Origin of the sequence: Dactylosporangium sp. CA-233914, assembly GCF_050942935.1 — a bacterium.
In the GTDB taxonomy this organism is placed as follows: domain Bacteria; phylum Actinomycetota; class Actinomycetes; order Mycobacteriales; family Micromonosporaceae; genus Dactylosporangium.
Map to the genome: position 1 here is coordinate 12,798,781 of NZ_CP192030.1, position 15,960 is coordinate 12,814,740.

Below are 15,960 nucleotides of genomic sequence, written 5' to 3' on the forward strand. Positions count from 1 at the left end.
CGGAATCTCGGACGGGCCCCCGAGAAGGTGCTCGAACACCTTCTCGAGGTCGCGCCCGCAACAGCAGAGCACGATTGAACTGCCAGCCTGAAGTCTAGCCGAGACGAACGTACCGACCAGGGGTCACCGACAGGTGGCCCCTGCGTCATATCGGGACAGAAGGATGGGTTCCTCAGCATTCCCGATGCGAAGGAACACGAATGCACGTCAGAGTCCTGGCCTGGTGCCTGGCACCGCTGATGTCCACCGTCGTGCTGGCCGCACCCGCGTCCGCGAGCAGGACGATGTCGCCGTTCGACGCGGTCGACCAGTTCATCGGCACCGAGATGGACACGACCCAGAACAAGAGCAACGACGCGTACGGCAACACGTTCCCCGGCGCCGCGGTGCCGTTCGGCATGGTGCAGCCGAGCCCGACCACCTACAAGGCCGGCAATGCGCTGGTCGGCGAGAAGGGCGGCTATGAGTACACCGCGAGCCTGATCCGCGGCTTCGGCATGACCCGGTACTCGGGCACCGGCTGCACCGGCCGCTATGGCGGATACGAGTTCCCGACCATCCCGTACGCCGGTGACCTGCCGGGCGGTGTGCTGCCGGTCAACCCGTCCACGGACGTGAAGGGCTACTACCTGAGCTTCAGCCACGCGAACGAGGTCTCCGAGCCGGGCTACTACAAGGTGGCGCTGGACAACGGGGTGACCGCGGAGCTCACCGCGAGCACGCGCACCGCGGTGAGCCGGTACGACTTCCCGGACGCCGGCGACTCGACACTGATCTTGGACGTGTCCGGCCCGAACAACCGGACCTTCGGCAGCGAGGTCACGATTGACCCGGCCACCCGGACGGTGAGCGGCTGGATGTACGGCGTCGACGTGTGCGACGTCGGAAACTACTACAAGACATACTTCTCGACCACGTACGACCAGCCGTTCGCCTCGTACGGAACGTGGAACGACGGCGAGATGGTCGCCGGCTCCACCCACGCGATCAAGAGCACCACCAACGTGAGCGTGGACTACCGGCACGACACCGGCGCGTGGATCACGTTCGCCGACGGCGCGCGGGTCACCGCGAAGACCGGCTTCAGCTATGTGAGCGTGGCCAACGCCGCGGCCAACCGCGACGAGGAGGTGGGCCGGGCGCGATTCGAAAACGTACGCGATCGCGCGAAGCGCCTGTGGCAGGAGGCGCTCGGCACCATCGACATCGGCGGCGGCACCGACGAGCAGCGGATCAAGTTCTACACCGCGCTCTACCACGCGTTGCTGCACCCGAACGTACGCGACGACGTGAACGGCCAGTACCTCGGCTACGACAACCAGGTGCACCAGGTCGAGCGGGGCCGGCACTTCTACGAGAACCTGAACTTCGCCGGCTCGGGCTGGGACATGTACCGCAGCCAGGCGCAGCTCATCGCGCTGACCTTCCCGAAGGTCGCGAACGACATGAACCAGTCGATCGTCGACATGGTGGCGCAGCGGGGCTCGTGGGCGCCGGGCAACGCCCGCATGCAGGGCGACAACTACCAGGTCGTCCTGGCCACCCTCGACGACATGGGCGCGACCGGCTACGACCGCAAGTCCGCGCTGGCCTCGATGGTCACCACCCAGAAGCTGCCGGCCACCACGACCACGCGGTCGGACGGCTACCAGTACTTCGCGACCGGCATGATCGAGAACCGCAAGGGCGACTTCGCGACGTCCCGGGTCCTTGAGTACTCGATCGACGACTTCGCGATCGCCCAGTTCGCGAAGCGGCTCGGCGCCACTGACGAGTACAACTTCTTCATGGGCCGGGCGCAGAACTGGATGAACGTCTTCGACCCGGTCACCCGGCACATCCGCCCGCGCGAGCGGACCGGCTTCGACCGCTCCTTCGACCTGCGGGTCCGTGACGACGGCGCGGGCCGCGGCCAGTTCAACCAGTCCACCGGCTATCAATACGGCTGGCTGGTCCCGCAGAACCTGTCCACCCTGATCGCCAAGCGCGGCAGCGTCGCGGCGGCCACCGCCCAGCTCGACGTGCTGATGGCCCAGCTGGACGCCGGCGCGTACACCCAGACCGGCAACTACCTGTCCAACCAGCCGGCCTTCGGCACGCCGTGGGTGTACAACTGGCTGCAGGCGCCCGCCAAGACCACCGACGTGCTCTACCGGGCGGTCTCCGAGATGTACGACACCACGCCGTCGGGCCTGCCCGGCAACGACGACCAAGGCGCGCTGAGCGCCTGGTACGTCTTCGCCAACCTTGGCGTGTACCCCGCCATCTACGGCACCGGCGACCTCGTGGTCAGCGCCCCGATGTTCCGCAGCGTCACGATCGATCCCGTCGACAGCCACCGCCGCATCCGGATCACCGCACCCGGCGTGCAGAACGGCAAGAAATACGTCGCCGGCCTGCGCGTCAACGGCAAGCAGCAGTCGGCAAGCTGGGTGGACGCCGCCTTCGTGCGCTCCGGGGGCCGGCTCGACCTCACGATGTCGGCCACGCCCGGCGCGTGGGGCACCGGGGCCAAGGACGTGCCGCCGTCGTACACCGACGGCGCGGACGCCCGCAACAACGTCGGCACCACCCCGGACGGCCAGGGCAACCTGGGCTCGATGGACCTGAGCGACTGGTCGTTCTCCCGCGGCGGCCTGGCCGCGGCCGGTGCCGCGCCGGGCGCCAAACTGCCGTTCGGTGCCACCGGCATCGAGTTCACCTGGCCGGACGCCGCGCCCGGCACTCCCGACAACTGGATCCCGCACGGCCAGCGCGTCGACCTGCCCAACCGGAACGCCGGCAGCGTCTCGTTCCTCGGCCTGGCCACCAACGGCCCGGCCACCGGCACGGCCACGGTGGTCTACACCGACGGGACCACCCAGCCGGTGAAGGTCACCTTCGCCGACTGGGCGTCGGCGGCGCCTGCGGGCAACACCGCCCTGGTCACCCTCAACGGCCGCAACAACGCCAACGGTACGACCGGGACCGGCACGTTCCGGGTGTTCGCCACCGACCCGGTCGCCCTGGACAGCACCAGGACGGTCGACTCGGTGCTCCTGCCCGAAACCACCGACAAGGGCATCATGCACGTCTTCGACGTCGCGGTGTCCTGACCCCTCGAGTCCACCGGCCGGGCAGCACACCAGCCCGGCCGGTGGCACGCGCGGCCCGGCGAAAACGTGGGCATGACACTCCGTGGCGGTCTTGACAGCGGCTGATTTCGTCATGAAACTTGCCCACTAGTCCTACTGTCGTAGGACAATAGAGAGGATCGTCTCGAGTGATCGAGTTCGTGCTGGACAGCCGGTCGAAGGTGAACACCTACCTGCAGCTCGTGCAGCAGGTGAAACAGGCGCTCCGGGTCGGCCTGCTGACCCCGGGCGACCAGTTGCCGAAAGTACGTGACGTCGCGCAGTCGTTGGCGATCAATCCGAACACGGTGCTCAAGGCGTACCGCGAACTGGAGATCGAGGGCCTGGTCGCCGGGCGGCCCGGGGTCGGCACCTTCGTCGAGCGCAGCCTGGCGGGCGCATCCCTGCCCAACCAGGCGGAGCTGCGCGAGGACCTGGTGGCGTGGCTGCACCGGGCGCAGGAGGCCGGGCTCACGCCCGAGGACGTCATCGCCCTGGTGGAGACCACCCTGCGGGCCACCCTCGCCGGCGACACACCACACAGGAAACCCGCGGGAGCGGGCTGAGAGGACAATCGATGGATTTGGCTCTGGAAGCCGATCAGCTCGGCAAGCGGTACGGGAGCACCTGGGCGCTGCGGGACTGTTCGCTGCAGCTGCCGGCCGGACGTATCGGCGCCCTGGTCGGCCCGAACGGGGCGGGCAAGAGCACCCTGCTGCACCTGGCCGTGGGCCTGCTCCGGCCCGACGCCGGGGCGGTGCGGGTCTTCGGCGAATCCCCGTACGACAACACGAAGGTGCTGGCCGACATCGGGTTCGTCGCCCAGGACACCCCGCTGTACCGGGACTTCACCGCCGCGGAACTGGTCACCGCGGGCGGCAAGCTGAATCGGCAGTGGGACGCCACGCTGGCCCGCGCCCGGCTGGCCCAGTTGGGCATCCCGCCCGACCGGCCGGTCGGTAAGCTCTCCGGTGGGCAACGCGCCCAGGTGGCGCTCGCGCTCGCACTGGCCAAACGGCCCCGGCTGCTACTCCTCGACGAGCCGGTCGCCAGCCTGGACCCGCTGGCCCGGCGGGAGTTCCTCCAGTCGCTGATGGGCAGCGTCGCCGACTCCGGCACCACCGTGCTGCTGTCGTCGCATCTGCTGGCGGACCTGGAGCGGGTCTGCGACTACCTGATCGTGCTGCACGCCGCGCGGGTGCAGCTCGCCGACTCGGTCGACGACCTGGTTGCCGCGCACCGGCAACTCGTCGGGCCCCGCCACGACGGAGCTCCGCTCGACGGCGTCGCCGCGGTGGTGCGGGCGAGCCACACCGACCGGCAGTCCACGCTCCTGGTCCGTACCGACGGCTCGATCGACGATCCCGCATGGACGGTTCGCGAGGTCAGCCTCGAAGACATCATCCTGGCCTATCTGGTCGATGGCGACACGGCCGTCAGTCACGTCGAGTGGGGGGTACAGGCATGATCTGGCTGGCCTGGCGGCAACACCGCAAGCAACTGCTGTTCACCCTCCTCGGGTTCGCGGCCCTCGCTGCTCTGATGATCCCGATCGGCCTGTCGATGCGGCATACGTTCGTCGACCTCGGACTGCCCGACTGCGTGCGCCGGTTGGCCGACACCGACGCGGCCCCGGACTGCAACGGGGCGCTCCAACAGTTCACGAACCGGTACGGCAGCCTGAATCTGGTCGCCGTCCTGCTTCTCATCCTGCCGATGCTGGTCGGCCTGTTCTGGGGCGCCCCGCTGGTCGCCCGCGAGGTGGAGCACGGCACGCACCGGTTCGTCTGGACCCAGGGCGTCGGCCGCATACACTGGGCGCTGGTGAAGTTCGGGCTCGTCGGCGTGGCCGTGCTCGCCCTCGCGGTCTTCTATGGGCTGGGCATGTCGTGGTGGGCCAGCCCGCTGACCCAGGCCGCACACGAGGGCCGGATGGGCGTCATGGTCTTCGACCTGCAGGGCGTCGTTCCGATCGGCTACACCCTCTTCGCCGTGGCGCTCGGCATCTTCGCCGGCACCGTGTGGCGCAAGATGCTGCCCGCCATGGCCGTCACCCTCGTCGGATTCGTCGGAGTTCGCGCAGCGGTGGCGATCCTGGCCCGGCCGCACTACCAGCCCGCTCGCACCCTTACCCTTCCGGTAGAAGGGGCGGACCAGCAGATGTCCCGTGGCGACTGGATCCTCTCCAGCGGCGTCCGCAACGCCGACGGGACGATGGTGGTGGCCGACACCCGAATCAACTGCACGCCTGGTAGCCGAACGCCGAGCGGCCAGGCCTGCGGTGCTGAGCTGGGCCTCCGACCGGGCGCCTACAACTGGCAGCTGTACCAGCCGGCCGACCGGTTCTGGCTGTTCCAGAGCATCGAGACCGGCATCTTCGTGGCCCTCGCCGTGATCCTGCTCTATATCGCCATCCGCACGATCCGCCGGATCGCCTGACCGCTCCCGCGGTGATCGCCGGCCCCTCCGGGGTCCGGCGATCTCGCGTGTCGGCGGATGGCCTGACGCGGCCAGGCGGCTCACGGAAGCCGGCTCAACTCTTCCTTGCGTCGTAGCAGAGCCGTCCTCTTACGGCGGGCGGCGCGCAGATTGACGATGGCCAGGACACCCAACGCCAGTACCACGACGATCAACGACGGCTCGAGCTTGTGCCGCAGGGTGGTGATGACCAACGCACCGACCGTGAACAGCAGCCAGGCGCTCAGTCCGAGCCAGCCGGCGACGACGCGATCCCGGGCGAACATCGGCGTCCTGCGGGTCACGGCCCAGCCGCCGAAAGCCGCCCAGCACAGTCCGATCGCCACCAGCACCGCGAAGGCCACCACCGTCCGTGGCGGCAGCCCGGGCTCGGTTGCCCACAGCAGCGCGATCAGGCCGCTGCCGGCGAGCCCGGCGAGCGCCAGTATCACGTATCCGACCCTCTTACGCAGCGACAACGGTGCGTCGAGCCGCTTGAGCAGGTCCTCGGGCGTCATGCTTCGTACCCCTTCCGCGCCAGCTCGCGGCGCAACAACTTCCTTGCCCGGTTGAGCCGCGACTTGATGGTGCCGACCGGAACGGCGCAAATCTGGGCGCACGCGTCCAACGGCAGATCCTCGAGGTAGAACAGCAGCAGCACCTCCCGTTCCCTGGCCGGAAGCGCCGCCAACGCGTCACCGATCGTCTCCCGATCGACCACCGCTTCCGTCTCGTCGGCTCCCGGCACGTCGTCGAGCAACTCGGGCTCCGGGCGTGCGTAGACGTCACGCAGTCGGTTCATCACAGCCCGGCGAGCGATGGCGAAGAGCCAGGGCGCGAACCGGTCAGGCTGCCGCAGCCGCGGCAGCCCCTTGAAGACCGCCAGCCACACCTCTTGCACCACATCGTCGTCGGGCCCGGTCAGCATCCGCCCGACGTACCGCTCGATCGCCGGATGCCAGGCCCGTATCAACTCGGCGAAGGCTTCACGTTCGCCCAACTGGCAGCGAACCACTAACAACTCATCGGCCATCTGCCCTCCTTCGCCTGTTCAGTCGCGGCCCGCGCCGTGCAGGTTCACTTCTCGTCCAGCTTGTGGACTGCGGCGACCTTCTCTGCGCCGGCCTGGCCTGGCCTGGCCTGCACGGCGGCTACGGCGAGGACTACGCTGGGCGGCGGTCGAGACCGTCTTCGATCAGGCAGGGCGGAGCCGGTTGGACGGCGCGGTGGCGGTCAGGGCGTGTCCCACCAGCGGGGCAGGTTGATGTCCGGGGTCTGCGGGCTGGTGAAGTGGAACGGCACGCCGAAGTGCCGGGCGACGGCCTGGCCCTGCTCGGTCGCCTGGTGCGCTTCCGGCCAGGGCGGCACCTGGCCGGTGAACAGGCGGATGTCGCCGCCGTGCCGCAGGATCATCAGCGTGATGTCGTCGAAGCGGTCGTGCCGTCGGCCCGGCCGGCGCACGATCGCGACCAGCCGGACGACCCAGCCCTGCGTATCGCCGTCCCACAGCGCCTCGACGGCGACGACCGGCGCACCGATGCCGGCCGCCCGCGCGATCAACGCCTCAGTCGTCCGCGGGTCCGGCTCGTGTTCCCGCCGGCGGGCGGCCGCCTCGAACACCGCGGTCGCGCACAGCAGGTCGTCGCCGATCGGGTCCGGCTCGTACCACCGCCTACGCACACGCACACCACATTGTCGCTTGTCAGGACGCCGAGCCTGCGCCGGCCAGGGCGTGCAACTGGTCGGGGTGGTTCGGTAGCCCGTTGCGGTCGAGGACCTCGAACAGGTTGACGTTGAACGTCCACACGTTCGCACTCCCGGCGATGGCGCGGATGACGGTGCGCTGCTGGTCGGTGAGGGGGTCGCCCTCCTGGTACGCCGCGGTGGGAAAGACGATGTCCAGCAGCGCGTTGGCGACGGACACGGCATCAACGGCGTTGACCTGGTCGAGGACCGCGCACAGTCCGGTCAGCTGTTCGCCGGCCTGGTCGGCCGGGAGCAGGGCGAGGGCGGTGGTGACGTCGGTCAACGGTTCTTCGCCGAGGAACAGGCTGTCGTAGCCGGTCGGCACGAGGTCGCCGCGCAGCGCGTCAACGAGCACCCGCACGCCGTCGGCGGCGGGAGTGTGGTGCTGGCGCACCCAGGTCAGCGCGGCGCAGAACCGCAGCAGTGGGTCGTCGCCGCTGAGGTACGGTTGGAGGGCCTGCCGGGTCTGCGGGTCGGTGTCGTGCAGCGCCAGGCCGAGCAGGATCGCCGCCCGGATCTTGCGCTTCGGTTCGATCGCGAGCCGGTCCCGTAACGCATCCGCGGCGGCCGCGCCCGGTGCGGCGGCGAGCAGCGTGACCGCGCGGCGCCGGAACCTTGCCCGCCGGTGGGCGGCGAGCCTCGCCCAGGTCGGCACCGCGTCGGCGAGGCTGGTGAGCACCTCGTGGTAGGCGCCTTCCGCACCGTGCTCGGCGAAGTGCTCGGCCGGGTTTGCCGCGTCGCCGGGCAGGCTGGCGTGGATGAGTTTGAGGCGGTGCGTGGCGGCGGGTGAGCCGTCCCGGGTGGCGATACCCACCAGCAGGTCCAGCAGCCGCTTCCGGTCGTCGTCGGTGGCGACCCGGTCGACCAATGCGGTCATGTACCGCAACGCCGGGCCCGTGGCCTCGGCGACCGTGTGCTGGTGCCACAGCAGGTTCGACAGCATGGCCAGGGCCACGGAGAAGGCGTACGGGTCCGCCACGGTCAGTCCCTTGAGCAGGAACGGCAGGTGGCTCCCGCTGCCGTGGAACGTGTCGAGGTCGCCCCACGGCACCGCATCCGCGCCGGCGAGTTCGGGCGGTGTCGGCGCCGCGTGCCAGGTGCGCAGGGCATGGGCGACACGGCCGAGGTCGGCGTTGTTCGCCAACCGGTCGAGGCCCTCGAACGACACGGAGCCGAGGTCGGTGCCGTCGGGGGCGAACAGCCGCCACTGCCCCACCGGCCCGCCACCGGTGCCGGGCTCCACCGGCCCCTCGGCGATGACCGCGCCGGTGGCGTCCAGGGCCCGCCACCAATCGAGGGATTTACCGTCGACGGTGGCGCCGGTCGGGGTGACCTCGGCGGTGCGGGTTCCCGACTCGTCGAACCAGTTCGCGACCACGAACGCCTCGTCCCGCGTGGTCCGCTCCATGCAGGCGACACCGTTGTCGTGGAACCGCCGGAACGTCTCAGTGCCGTCGGCGGCCCACTCCCGCTCTTGGTCGAGGCGGTGACGGTGGTTCCATGAGCGTTTCAGCTTCGTGCCGTCCGACCCGCGACGCTCCAATCTGACCAGTCCGCCACTGCTGAAGTAGCTGCGCCGTTCGGCCCGTCGTCCGTCGACGAAGTCGGCCTCGACGTAGCTGTGTTCGTAGTGTGACGAATACTGGGCCTGCTCCCAGATTCGCCAGGTCCCGACCGCGGCACCGGTTCCCTCGTCGACGTCGCCGACGACGTACGCGCGTAGGCCCGCCACCCATGTCGCGTCGCCGGACGCGTCGGCCGGCGGCGGACCGGGCGGTTCATCCTCGACGGCCGGTTCCGGGGCGCCGGCCGGCTCCCGCCGCAGGAGCCGCAGCGCCAGCTCCGGCAGCTCCTCGTACGCGGCGTATCGCGCCGCACCCGGCGAACGGCCCAGACCGGCGGCCAGGCACAGCTCGACCGAGGCGGCGTCACCGTCCCGGGCCGCCTCGACGAGCGGCTTGTCCCCCCAGCGTCCGACCTCGTGGCCGGCACGATTGTAGACAATCATGTGCGGCGTCCCGTCGGCGTTCCAGTGCCGGGCCACCCCGTGCAGCTCGCCGCCGCGCCGCCGCACCATCGCCCAGAGCCCGTTCGGGTAGAGGTTGGCGATCTCCGGCACCCCGGCCGGTCGGGGCGGCATCGGTTCACCGGCGATGGTCAGCTCACCGCCGTCCGCCGCGTAGCAGCGGGTCCGTACCAACACGCCGTCGCCGTCGTAGTCGTTGCGGATGCTGCGGATCGCCGTCGCGCACCCGTCGAACGAGAACGGATCACGGCTCGGGTTGTCCGTCCGATACCCGAACGCGAACACCACCACGTCATCGGCGTACTCGCAGGACACCGCCGGCGAACCGTCGTCGTGGAACCGCCGGTACGCCCCGCAGCGCCTGCCGGCACGCCACTCGCTCTCCTCCAGCGACGACCCGTCCGGCCGCCACGCCCGCCAGGTGCCGGACCGTTCGCCACCATCCCACGCCCCGGCCACCCACGCCGGCCACCGCGGACCCGACGGGTACACCTCCCACCCCTCGACGAACTGCGCCTCCACCGGCACACCATCAGGCCGATCCACGCCACAACCTCCCAATCGCCGCCCCGCGCCCGACGGCACCATCGCGGCCGTCGAGCATAGGCAGCGCCCGCAACCGGCCGTCGCCATCCCCGACCGGCGTCAGGCTGCGCCGTCCGCGGGTCCGAGCACGTGGTCGATGACGTCGGCGGCGGTGTAGTCGGCGCCGGCCCGGTGGCGGAGCCGGGCGAGGAACGATGTGTCCTGGCCCAGCGTGACCAGCGGCGGTTCGACGTACCCGCCGGTGCGGTGCTGCCCGAGCCCGACGGTGGCGATCAGGCCGTTGCACAGGCAGCGGCTGCCGGTGGTGTCGCCGGCCGCGCCGCCCTTGCGCACGTACTCCTCGACGGGCTCGGCCGGGCAGCGGTAGCCGACCTCCCCGCCGGGCCGGCGGTAGGGGGTCCGCAGATAGCCGAGGTCGCAGTGGCGTGGCCGGTCGGCGTAGACGTCCTCGGCGGCGGCGGTGCCCGGCAGGTGCACCAGCTTGAAGGGGAACCCGGTCGGCGACGCGGCGGCGTCGTTGCGCACGACCAGGGTCGCGTCGGTCGCGGCCGCGAGGATCTGCCGGCGCAGCCGCGGGTCCAGGCCGGACTCGCGGCACAGTGCGAACGCGGTCCCGACCTGGATCCCGGCCGCGCCCGCGGCCCGGGCGGCGGCCAGCCGGGCCGGGTCGGCCTGCCCGCCCGCCAGCCAGAACGGCAGGCCGATGGCGGCGACCTTGGCCAGGTCGATGCGGTCGCGCGGGCCGTAGACCGGCTCGCCGTCGGCGGTGAGCGTCATCCGGCCCCGCGGCCGGGCGCTGTGGCCGCCCGCGTCCGGGCCTTCGAGGACGAATCCGTCCGGGCACGTACGCTCGTCCCGGGCGAGGTACGCGGCCAGCGAGGCGGCGGACACGATCGCGAGGAACCGCGGCCGGGGCAGCGGGCCGGGCAGCGCCGGGCCCAGCAGCCGGACCGGATCGAGACCGGCCGTGCAGCGCTCGCCGGGCAGCGCACCGTCCACGGTGATCGTCAGCCGGACCGGCTCGTGCCGGGCGAGGGCGTCGAGCAGCGCCGGAATCTCGCTGGGCACGCCGGCGCCCATGAGGACGTAGTCGACGCCGGCGAGCATCGCCCCGTACACCGCCGCTGGCGTCGCCAGCTGCATCTTCTCGAGGTGGTTGACGCCGACGACGCCGTTGTGGCCCTCCTTGGCCAGGAACACCTCGACGAAGTTCGCCGCGACCGTAAGCTCCTCGCGGAGCCGGTTGGACCGCAGCCCGAGCCGCGGCACCGGCCGGAACGGGGTGCCCGGCGGGATGCCGCCGGCGACGAAGTAGCGCCGCAGCACCCGCTCGGCGAGGTCCGGGTCCGGGAAGCGGGCGAGTGCACGCCGGATGTGTCCGTCCTCGTCGCCGCGCTGCAACCGCCGGGCGATCAGCGTGTCGAGCGCCACCCCGGACACCACGCCGAGCTGGCCGGCCCGGGCCACCGCGCGAGCCAGCCGCCATCCGGACACCCCCACGCCCATGCCGCCCTGGATCACCACCGGCAGGCTCGTCGCCGGGTTCGCCGTGGCGTCGTCGTCGGGATGCGCGTGGGATGGTCCGTGCATGAACGCCCCCTCCGGGCCCTCTGCGGCGGTCATGTTGCCGGGCTGTTCCGCCCGGTGGACAACACTGCTCCGCAGCGGCCCTTGTCACCAGGGCCGGGAGTCCCGGCCGGTTGAGGTACAAGGTCACTGTCCGCACCGGCCGGGGTTCCGGGGGGGGACCGTAGGGGCTTGCCGGAACTTGGCAAGATCACCGGAGCGTGTCGCCGTCCAAGATCCAGGCCAGTCGGCACAGACCGGCGCCTGGAGTTACAGCGCACCTAAGGTTGCCGACCCTTACATTTAATAATGTTAACTGATAACCTTCCTCACCATCGATCCATCGATGGTGAGGAGTTCAATGAGATCTCGACGTCGCACATTCGCCCTGGCAGCGGGCGCGGCACTGACCATCGTGACGACCATGGTTCTCGTGCCCACGCTCCAGGCGCAGGCCGGCAGCACTGCCATCCAGGCCGCCTGTACCGCCCCGACCTGGGCAGAAGGCAACACTTACACAGTCGGCACCCAGGTCACGTACCAGGGTCACACGTACCAGGCCCTGCAGACGCACACCGCCTATCCGGGCACCGGCTGGACCCCGTCCACCACGCCGTCGCTGTGGACGGATCTCGGCACGTGCACCGGAGGCCCAACCACTCCCCCGCCGACCACTCCGTCGGGAGTTCCGTCCGCGCCGGGCAATCTGCGGGTGACCGCGACCACGAATACGAGTCTGGCGCTGGCGTGGAACGCGTCGACCGGTAGCCCGACCGGGTATCGCGTCTACGAGGGCGCCACGGTGCGCGCCACGGTCACCACCACCAGCACGACGGTCTCCGGCCTGACCGCGGGTTCCACCCACACGTACACCGTCAAGGCGTACAACGCCCAGGGCGAATCGGCGGCGTCGAACAGCATCACCGCCACCACCACCGGCGGCACCACCAACCCACCAGCCGGGTTCGCCGCCGCACCCTACCTCTACCAGTGGGGCGACCCACCCAACCCACAGACCATCCAGTCCGCCACCGGCATCACATGGTTCACCCTCGCGTTCGTCCTCGCCAACGGCGGCTGCACCCCCGCCTGGGACGGCAACCGGCCACTCACCGGCGGCGTCGACCAAACCGTCATCAACCAGATCCGCGCCGGCGGCGGCGACGTGATCCCATCCTTCGGCGGCTGGAGCGGCAACAAACTCGGCCCGAACTGCTCCACCCCCCAAGCCCTCGCCAACGCCTACCAAACCGTCATCAACGCCTACAACCTCAAAGCCATCGACATCGACATCGAAAACACCGACGAATTCGAAAACGACACCGTCCGCAACCGCATCGTCGACGCCCTCAAAATCGTCAAACAAAACAACCCCAACCTGAAAGTCATCGTCACCTTCGGCACCGCCACCACCGGCCCCGGCTACTACGCCCAACAACTCATCAACCGCGCCGCATCCACCAACGCGAACATCGACGTCTTCACCATCATGCCCTTCGACTTCGGCGGCGGCGCCAACATGTACACCAGCACCGTCAGCGCCTCCGAAGGCCTCAAAACCATGCTCAAAACCGCGTTCGGCTGGAACGACGACACCGCCTACCGCCACATGGGCATCTCCGGCATGAACGGCCTCTCCGACCAACAAGAACTCACCTCAGTCGCATACTGGCAACAAATCCGCGACTACGCCCAAACCCACCACCTCGCCCGCCTCGCCTTCTGGTCCGTCAACCGCGACCGCCCCTGCCCCGGCGGCGGCGTCGTCTCCAACTGCTCCGGCATCACACAAAACAACTGGCAATTCACCCAGATCACAGCCACATTCACCGGCTGACGAACCTCCGAAGGGGGCTGACGCCACGGCGTCAGCCCCCTTCAGCTTGGGCGGGCGCCGCAGGGATCCGGTCCGTAGGTCCATACTGATCCGTCACGTCCCTACCGCGCCGGAGTCAGGCCATGGAACGCAATGACCACCGATCCGACGATCATGAAGACCCGCCGGTCGAGCGACCCGACCCGTTTGCCGGCTTGGAGGATTGGGGCAGTGCGGTCGACCGGCGCGCCCGGCGTGGGCAACGGCTGCGACGCCTGCGTGGCGAAGGCGCGCGGAACGTCGCGTTCCTCGTCAGCGCAGCCGTCGCCGCAGTGCTTCTCGCCGCCGGCTGGCCCACGATCCGCACCTGGCTACCGTCCGGGTCGTCCGCCTCCGCCGACAACGCGCCGTACCCGACCCAGAGCGTGCCGGACGGCGTCTCGGCGACCTCGTCTGCCAGTGCCCGGCCGACCGGCCCGTTCGTCGGCACGCCGGCCGAGTCATATCCGAAGGGGGCGGCCGGGATCACCCTGCCCCCGGCAACTGCCGTCACCGGGTTCACCACGGCCCAGGTGGACGCGGCGCTGCAGCAGGTTCACGCGGTGCTCGTCGCGGGGCGACTGGAGCACAAGATGATCGTCGGCCACGACAGCTCGGCGTTCCTCAAGCTGCTCGCGCCGAATGCTCGCAAGCAGGTCGGCACCTGGTTCACCTCCGCGGACCACAGCTCGGTGGCGACCTGGATCGATCCGGCCGTGAAGCTCGATCCCGACGAGGAGCCCAGAGTCAGCGGTCGAGTCACGTTCAGCTCCGCGGTGGTCGACGACATCCCCACGCTGCAGGTGACAACCAACTTCGTGTGGATCTACGCGTTCGAGGGAACCGACACGCCGATCGCCGCCATCCACGACGAGATCCGCTGGGACTTCCCAAAGACCGACCACCTCCGCAACGACGACAAGGGCATGTGGATCGGTACCACCAAGTCGTACATGGCATGGATCGACTGTGCCGCAGCCGCCAACGGCCTGCTCGCACCGACCCCGTCAACCGTCACGACGACACCGGGCCCTCAACCCACGGAGGACCAGAACTCGTACCTCCGGGCGGACCGCAGCCTGGACATCTCCGACGGATGCGCGAACCCGTCGCCGTCACCAAGCCACCGGTAGCGACCAGCATCAGCGGGTCGCACGCAACCAGGTCCCGCGCCGAGCTGAACGCAGACAGCAGCCAACCAGAGGGCGTCAAACGTGTGAGCGTCCACTGTAGCCAAAGGCACGGATGCCACTACGGGTGATGACAGCGGCCTCGCAATGGCAGCCGGTTCGCGGCGGACGTCGGGTCCTGGGGCTGTACCGGGCCGTGGTGCTGAGCCTGTTTGTGCTGCATCGCAACGAGTCCCAGGCCGTGGCCGACTGCCGCAGGTCCATCCGATGTGGATGGTGGCTGCTCGGCGTGCTCTTCTTCCCACTCTTACCCTTCGGAGGCGCGCCGGGGCGGGCGTGCTGCCGCGAGGTCGAGGAGCCCTTCGGTCCGCGGGCGTACGGTCTGGCGCGTGGCGCGGTGAAGACGCGGCCACGATCGCAGTGCGGGTGCGTGCGGCATCGGCTCGTAGGGGCGATCGGGAGCGTTCGCTCGGCCCACTGGGCGGCAGGGGCGGGGGAAGCGGCGGCGCGGGCGCATATCCCCGCTGCCGCGCACCGTACGCGCTCACCCCAAGCAGGTTGGTCGTCGATCGGTTAATCCTTCGCGGTCGGCAATCCGTACTAGCGATCAAGACGGCCGGCACGTCGACCTGCACACCACGAGCGAGTGTCGCGGAAGGGTTGGGTTGTCAACGTATGTCATCACGCATGCGGGACGAGTCAAGAACAGCAAAGCGGCGAGGTATGTGGCTGGCCGTCTGTACCGGGGCGGCCGCGATACTCATGGCGGTCCTGGGCCTGGGCATCGCATCGGCGCAGACGCAGAGCGCGTCCGCCTCGGCCGGGACGATCGTCTGCCCGACCGTGGCCGACAAGCTGCCGGCGGTCCCCGCGCAGGCCCAGGATGAGGTACAGCGCAATCTCGCGCTCCTCAACACGCAGGTCCGGGAGGCGAACACCCGCCTGCAGAACAGCGTCGGCCAGGGCGGGCCGAACTTCGTCAACAACGCCATCCTCGGACCACTGCGCGACAAGCGGGCCGCCACCATCGACCGCATCACCATCGCCATCGGCCGGCACGCGGCCAGGCCCACCGGCCTGGACGGGCTCGCCACCTGCAAGCTGGTCGCCGGCACCGGCACCGGGTCCGCCGAGCCGACGGTGGTGACCACCGCACCCACCAACGTCGGCAACGGCGGCAACGGGGGTACCGCCAGCGCCGGCCGGATCGTCTGCCCGTCGGTCGCGGACAAGTTGCCCGCGGTCCCGGCGCAGGCCCAGGACGAGGTACAGCGCAATCTCGCACTCCTCGACACGCAGGTCCGGGAGGCGAACACCCGCCTGCAGAACAGCGTTGGCCAGGGCGGGCCGAACTTCGTCAACAACGCCATCCTCGGACCACTGAGCGACAAGCGGGCCGCCACCATCGACCGCATCACCATCGCCATCGGCCGGCACGCGGCCAGGCCCATCGGCCTGGACGGGCTCGCCACCTGCAAGCTCGCGGCAGGCTGACCACGTCGGCAAACGCCCACACCGCTG

General features: G+C 70.0%; 12 protein-coding genes and 1 pseudogene. 8 read left to right on the plus strand and 5 right to left on the minus strand.

Going from position 1 to position 15,960, the window contains the following annotated elements:
- The first annotated feature begins 200 nt into the window (after positions 1 to 200).
- The 4 genes from ACQPY0_RS57330 (at position 201) to ACQPY0_RS57345 (ending at position 5,552) form a co-directional block, all read left to right on the plus strand.
- Positions 201 to 3,095, plus strand: coding sequence for a GH92 family glycosyl hydrolase (locus tag ACQPY0_RS57330; protein ID WP_432981850.1), 2,895 nt, complete (start codon positions 201 to 203; stop codon positions 3,093 to 3,095).
- 167 nt (positions 3,096 to 3,262) lie between these two features.
- Entirely contained in the window at positions 3,263 to 3,679 is a 417-nt protein-coding gene (locus tag ACQPY0_RS57335) for a GntR family transcriptional regulator (RefSeq protein ID WP_432981853.1), read from the plus strand.
- A gap of 11 nt (positions 3,680 to 3,690) precedes the next feature.
- Positions 3,691 to 4,581: an ABC transporter ATP-binding protein gene (locus ACQPY0_RS57340; RefSeq protein WP_432981856.1), complete on the plus strand. Its 891-nt coding sequence runs from the start codon at positions 3,691 to 3,693 to the stop codon at positions 4,579 to 4,581.
- Entirely contained in the window at positions 4,578 to 5,552 is a 975-nt protein-coding gene (locus tag ACQPY0_RS57345) for a transporter (RefSeq protein ID WP_432981859.1), read from the plus strand. The genes ACQPY0_RS57340 and ACQPY0_RS57345 overlap by 4 nt, the downstream gene beginning before the upstream one ends.
- Positions 5,553 to 5,632: 80 nt before the next feature.
- Here ACQPY0_RS57345 and ACQPY0_RS57350 read toward each other — a convergent pair whose 3' ends face one another.
- The 5 genes from ACQPY0_RS57350 to ACQPY0_RS57370 all read right to left on the minus strand — a co-directional run bounded on the left by ACQPY0_RS57350 (position 5,633) and on the right by ACQPY0_RS57370 (position 11,478).
- On the minus strand, positions 5,633 to 6,088 hold the full coding sequence (locus ACQPY0_RS57350; protein ID WP_432981862.1) for a hypothetical protein: 456 nt from the start codon (positions 6,086 to 6,088) through the stop codon (positions 5,633 to 5,635).
- Positions 6,085 to 6,603, minus strand: a complete 519-nt coding sequence (locus tag ACQPY0_RS57355) for an RNA polymerase sigma factor (protein WP_432981865.1) — start codon at positions 6,601 to 6,603, stop codon at positions 6,085 to 6,087. The genes ACQPY0_RS57350 and ACQPY0_RS57355 overlap by 4 nt, the downstream gene beginning before the upstream one ends.
- Positions 6,604 to 6,803: 200 nt before the next feature.
- On the minus strand, positions 6,804 to 7,250 hold the full coding sequence (locus tag ACQPY0_RS57360; RefSeq protein ID WP_432981868.1) for a hypothetical protein: 447 nt from the start codon (positions 7,248 to 7,250) through the stop codon (positions 6,804 to 6,806).
- Between the two features lie 22 nt (positions 7,251 to 7,272).
- Positions 7,273 to 9,888 (minus strand): toxin-antitoxin system YwqK family antitoxin, encoded by a 2,616-nt coding sequence (locus ACQPY0_RS57365; RefSeq protein WP_432981871.1) that lies wholly within the window; start codon positions 9,886 to 9,888, stop codon positions 7,273 to 7,275.
- Between the two features lie 99 nt (positions 9,889 to 9,987).
- Positions 9,988 to 11,478 carry a nitronate monooxygenase gene (locus tag ACQPY0_RS57370; protein WP_432995854.1) on the minus strand — a complete coding sequence of 497 codons (1,491 nt, stop codon included), beginning with the start codon at positions 11,476 to 11,478 and terminating at the stop codon, positions 9,988 to 9,990.
- 400 nt (positions 11,479 to 11,878) lie between these two features.
- Here ACQPY0_RS57370 and ACQPY0_RS57375 point away from each other — a divergent pair.
- The 4 genes and pseudogenes from ACQPY0_RS57375 to ACQPY0_RS57390 form a co-directional block, all read left to right on the plus strand.
- A pseudogene (locus ACQPY0_RS57375) lies at positions 11,879 to 12,019 on the plus strand (carbohydrate-binding protein); the annotation flags it as partial.
- A gap of 147 nt (positions 12,020 to 12,166) precedes the next feature.
- Positions 12,167 to 13,291 carry a fibronectin type III domain-containing protein gene (locus tag ACQPY0_RS57380; protein WP_432995856.1) on the plus strand — a complete coding sequence of 375 codons (1,125 nt, stop codon included), beginning with the start codon at positions 12,167 to 12,169 and terminating at the stop codon, positions 13,289 to 13,291.
- Positions 13,292 to 13,413: 122 nt separating this feature from the next.
- On the plus strand, positions 13,414 to 14,442 hold the full coding sequence (locus tag ACQPY0_RS57385) for a hypothetical protein (protein WP_432981874.1): 1,029 nt from the start codon (positions 13,414 to 13,416) through the stop codon (positions 14,440 to 14,442).
- A 720-nt stretch (positions 14,443 to 15,162) separates the two neighbouring features.
- The gene (locus ACQPY0_RS57390) at positions 15,163 to 15,933 is read left to right on the plus strand and encodes a hypothetical protein (protein ID WP_432981877.1); all 771 of its coding nucleotides are present in this window, start codon (positions 15,163 to 15,165) and stop codon (positions 15,931 to 15,933) included.
- Positions 15,934 to 15,960 lie beyond the last annotated feature (27 nt).

Coding starts and splice junctions, on each gene's coding strand:
- ACQPY0_RS57330 (WP_432981850.1), top strand. CDS start 201: ATGCACGTCAGAGTCCTGGCCTGGTGCCTGGCACCGCTGATGTCCACC.
- ACQPY0_RS57340 (WP_432981856.1), top strand. CDS start 3,691: ATGGATTTGGCTCTGGAAGCCGATCAGCTCGGCAAGCGGTACGGGAGC.
- ACQPY0_RS57345 (WP_432981859.1), top strand. CDS start 4,578: ATGATCTGGCTGGCCTGGCGGCAACACCGCAAGCAACTGCTGTTCACC.
- ACQPY0_RS57350 (WP_432981862.1), bottom strand. CDS start 6,088: ATGACGCCCGAGGACCTGCTCAAGCGGCTCGACGCACCGTTGTCGCTG.
- ACQPY0_RS57355 (WP_432981865.1), bottom strand. CDS start 6,603: ATGGCCGATGAGTTGTTAGTGGTTCGCTGCCAGTTGGGCGAACGTGAA.
- ACQPY0_RS57370 (WP_432995854.1), bottom strand. CDS start 11,478: ATGCACGGACCATCCCACGCGCATCCCGACGACGACGCCACGGCGAAC.
- ACQPY0_RS57385 (WP_432981874.1), top strand. CDS start 13,414: ATGGAACGCAATGACCACCGATCCGACGATCATGAAGACCCGCCGGTC.
- ACQPY0_RS57390 (WP_432981877.1), top strand. CDS start 15,163: ATGTGGCTGGCCGTCTGTACCGGGGCGGCCGCGATACTCATGGCGGTC.